Origin of the sequence: uncultured Anaerotruncus sp. (genome assembly GCF_902490045.1) — a bacterium.
Taxonomy (GTDB): Bacteria; Bacillota; Clostridia; order Oscillospirales; family Ruminococcaceae; genus Anaerotruncus.
The window spans coordinates 1-3,019 of sequence record NZ_CABUCJ010000185.1; the positions used below are offsets into that span (position 1 = coordinate 1).

The following is a 3,019-nucleotide window of genomic DNA, read 5'->3' on the forward strand; positions in this document are numbered from 1 at the left end:
GCGGACCCGTGCGCCCCGGGAGGGGCGCCGCGGCCCGCCGGCGGGGGCTGCTGTCAGCATACCTCAAAATTTGAAGGTTTCATTGTAAAAAGCGGACAGGTTCTGCAGATAGGCGCCCGGGGCGACCCCGCAGATGTGCGAAAAATCGTGGATGAAATGGGACTGGTCGTAAAAGCCCGCCTCCTGCGCCAGCGCGGCGAGGGAACCGGGCCCCTGCCGCAGCAGCCGGATGGCGCTGTTGACCCGCACCAGCCGTGCGAAGGTCTTGACGTTCATGCCGACCGTCTCCCCGAAGAGGCGGTTGAGGTGCCGCTGGCTGTAGCCGCTCTGGGCGGCCAGCTCCCCGACGGGCAGCATCCCCGACGATTCCCGCAGACGCCGCATCGCGCCCTGCACCGCGCCGGGAAGGGCCCGTCCGGAAAACCGCGCGAGCAGCAGGCGGTCGGCCTGCTCCGCGATGTCGTCCGCGTCTTCCGCGCGGCCGGCGGCGGCTTCGAGGGCGGCGGCGAGCTCCGCGTCCGCCTCGCCCAGCGCGAACCGGCGGTCGCGCAGCTCCTCCTGCGGGATGCCGGTCAGGACGCCCAGCGCGCCGGGCAGGAACTCGATAAAGAAGCGCATGGGCGACTCGTTGAAATCCCGCCGCACGACGGCGACCCCGGTGGTCGCGCCCCACGCGAGAGCGCGGGATTCCCCGTCGAGCGGGAGGAGGATGCAGCCGCTCGCGTCGGGGATGAGAGCGAGGGTCCCAGTCTCCGGCGGGCCGGACGGGAAGGTGAAGGTATAGTGCGCCACCCAGGGGCGGAGCAGGGGATGGGGCGCGAGATAGAGGTGGTTTTGCGTGCGCGCGATCGCTCGCGCGCTGTCAAGGGAAAATACCCGTTCCATCGTCCGTCCCCCTCATAAAAGCAGTACCTCCATCATACCCCGCGCGGGCGCAAAAGTCCACAGGAAAATAAGAACAAATGTTCTGGTTGTACTTGCTTTTTGGCCTGCGGTCGTGTATAATGCGAATAGTGAGTATCCGCGCGGCCGTCCGCCGCGCGACGATTTTTGATGGCGGAGGCAGGGCTATGGCGGATAAAAAAATGGGACCTGTGAGCGAGCGCAGGCAGAACTTCTCTGTGGAGGACCGGCAGAAGGCGCTGGAGACCGCGCTTGGACAGATTGAAAAGCAGTTTGGCCGCGGCGCGGTCATGAAGCTCGGGCAGGACAGCACCCTCAATGTTGAGGCGATCCCGACCGGTTCGCTCTCGCTGGACATCGCGCTCGGCATCGGCGGCGTCCCCCGCGGGCGCATTATTGAAATCTATGGGCCGGAGAGCTCCGGCAAGACGACCGTCGCGCTGCACGTCGTCGCGCAGGCCCAGAAGATGGGCGGCGAGGCGGTCTTCATCGACGTCGAGCACGCGCTCGACCCCGTCTACGCGCAGGCGCTCGGGGTGGACATCGATTCGCTGCTCGTCTCCCAGCCGGATACCGGCGAGCAGGCGCTTGAGATCGCCGAGGCGCTCGTGCGTTCGGGCGCGATCGATGTGGTCGTCGTCGACTCGGTGGCCGCGATGGTCACCAAGGCGGAGATCGAAGGGGAGATGGGCGACAGCCACGTCGGCCTTCAGGCGCGTCTCATGAGCCAGGCGCTGCGCAAGCTGACCGGCGCGATCGGCAAGTCCAACTGCGTGGTCATCTTCATCAACCAGCTGCGTGAAAAGATCGGCGTCATGTACGGCAACCCCGAGACGACGCCGGGCGGCCGCGCGCTCAAATTCTACGCTTCGGTGCGACTCGACGTGCGCCGCATCGAGGCGCTCAAAAGCGGCACCGAGGTCATCGGCAACCGCACCCGCGTCAAGGTGGTCAAAAACAAGGTCGCGCCCCCCTTCCGCGAGGCGGAATTTGATATCATGTACGGCACCGGCATTTCCCAGGAGGGCGAGGTGCTCGATCTGGCGACCAAGCTGGACATCGTGGTCCGCGGCGGCTCGTGGTTCAACTACGGCGATATCCGCCTGGGGCAGGGCCGTGACAACGCGAAGGAATACCTCAAGGCCAATCCCGAGCTCATGGCGGAGATCGAGGCGAAGGTGCGCGAGAACGCGGATAAGCTGCTCAAATCCCCCCGTGCGGCCGGCGGCAAAAAGCCGGTGAAGGTCGGCGCCGCACCCGCGGAAGCGCCCGCCGCGCCCGCCGCCCGCGTCAATATCGACGTGGAGACGGATGACGAATGAAGCTGACCGCCGTCAGAATGACCAGGCGGGGACGCGTCGCCCTCTATGGGGACGATGAGTTCCTGCTCAGCATGCACCCCGACGTCTTCGCGGCGTCGGGGCTTTCGGTCGGTTCAGAGATCGACGGGGAGCGCCTTGTCGAGCTTGCCGCAGAGGCGGAGCTCAAAAAGGCGAAGGAGCGCGCCTTTTCGATGCTTTCCAGCCGGGAATACACCTCCCAACAGCTGCGGGAGCGCCTTACCCGCCATGTAGACCCTGAGGCCGCGGGACAGGCGGTCGAGCGGATGGAGGAGCTGGGCCTCGTGGATGACGACGGCTATGCCGAACGGTACGCGCGGGAGCTTTGCGAACGCAAGCACTATGGCCTGCTGCGCATCCGGCAGGAGCTGCGGCAGAAGGGCCTTTCCGCCGAGCAGATCGAGTGGGCGGTCTCGCTGCTCGACGCCGATCCCCAGGAGCAGATTTTAGAGGTGCTCGAAAAGAAATATTCCGCAGCTCCGGAAGACGAGGCGGTCAAGCGCCGCGCCTACAACGCCCTGCTGCGGCTGGGTCACCGCCCCTCCGACGTGCGCCGGGCGCTCGCCCGCTTCTGCGGGGACGCCGAGGAATTTTAGGTTTTCCGCCCAGCGGGCGGAGGGTTTGCCGGTGGTCGACCGGCAGCGGCCCCTTAGGCTTACCGCTCAGTGAGCGGCGTAGTTTGTCGGTAATCGACCGACAGCGACCCTATTTCTTGTACGGACAAGAAATAGGGGAAAGAAACCGCAGGGGGCTTAGGCGGCCTGCCCGGGCTGCGC

At 66.0% G+C, this 3,019-nt stretch carries 3 protein-coding genes; 2 read left to right on the forward strand and 1 reads right to left on the reverse strand.

From position 1 onward, the window contains the following. Window positions 1-63 precede the first annotated feature (63 nt). A complete protein-coding gene (locus RDM88_RS12435) occupies window positions 64-885 on the reverse strand; it encodes a helix-turn-helix transcriptional regulator (RefSeq protein ID WP_308755142.1) in 822 nt (273 codons plus the stop codon). A gap of 185 nt (window positions 886-1,070) precedes the next feature. Here RDM88_RS12435 and recA point away from each other — a divergent pair, with 185 nt between their 5' ends. Together recA and RDM88_RS12445 are read left to right on the forward strand one after the other, a co-directional pair. Beyond that, on the forward strand, window positions 1,071-2,225 hold the full coding sequence (gene recA / locus RDM88_RS12440; protein ID WP_308755143.1) for a recombinase RecA: 1,155 nt from the start codon (window positions 1,071-1,073) through the stop codon (window positions 2,223-2,225). Beyond that, window positions 2,222-2,839 carry a regulatory protein RecX gene (locus RDM88_RS12445; RefSeq protein WP_308755144.1) on the forward strand — a complete coding sequence of 206 codons (618 nt, stop codon included), beginning with the start codon at window positions 2,222-2,224 and terminating at the stop codon, window positions 2,837-2,839. The genes recA and RDM88_RS12445 overlap by 4 nt, the downstream gene beginning before the upstream one ends. Window positions 2,840-3,019 lie beyond the last annotated feature (180 nt).

Excerpts from the sequence above, each read along its gene's own strand:
- RDM88_RS12435 (WP_308755142.1), bottom strand. The coding sequence starts at position 885 with ATGGAACGGGTATTTTCCCTTGACAGCGCGCGAGCGATCGCGCGCACG.
- recA (WP_308755143.1), top strand. The coding sequence starts at position 1,071 with ATGGCGGATAAAAAAATGGGACCTGTGAGCGAGCGCAGGCAGAACTTC.
- RDM88_RS12445 (WP_308755144.1), top strand. The coding sequence starts at position 2,222 with ATGAAGCTGACCGCCGTCAGAATGACCAGGCGGGGACGCGTCGCCCTC.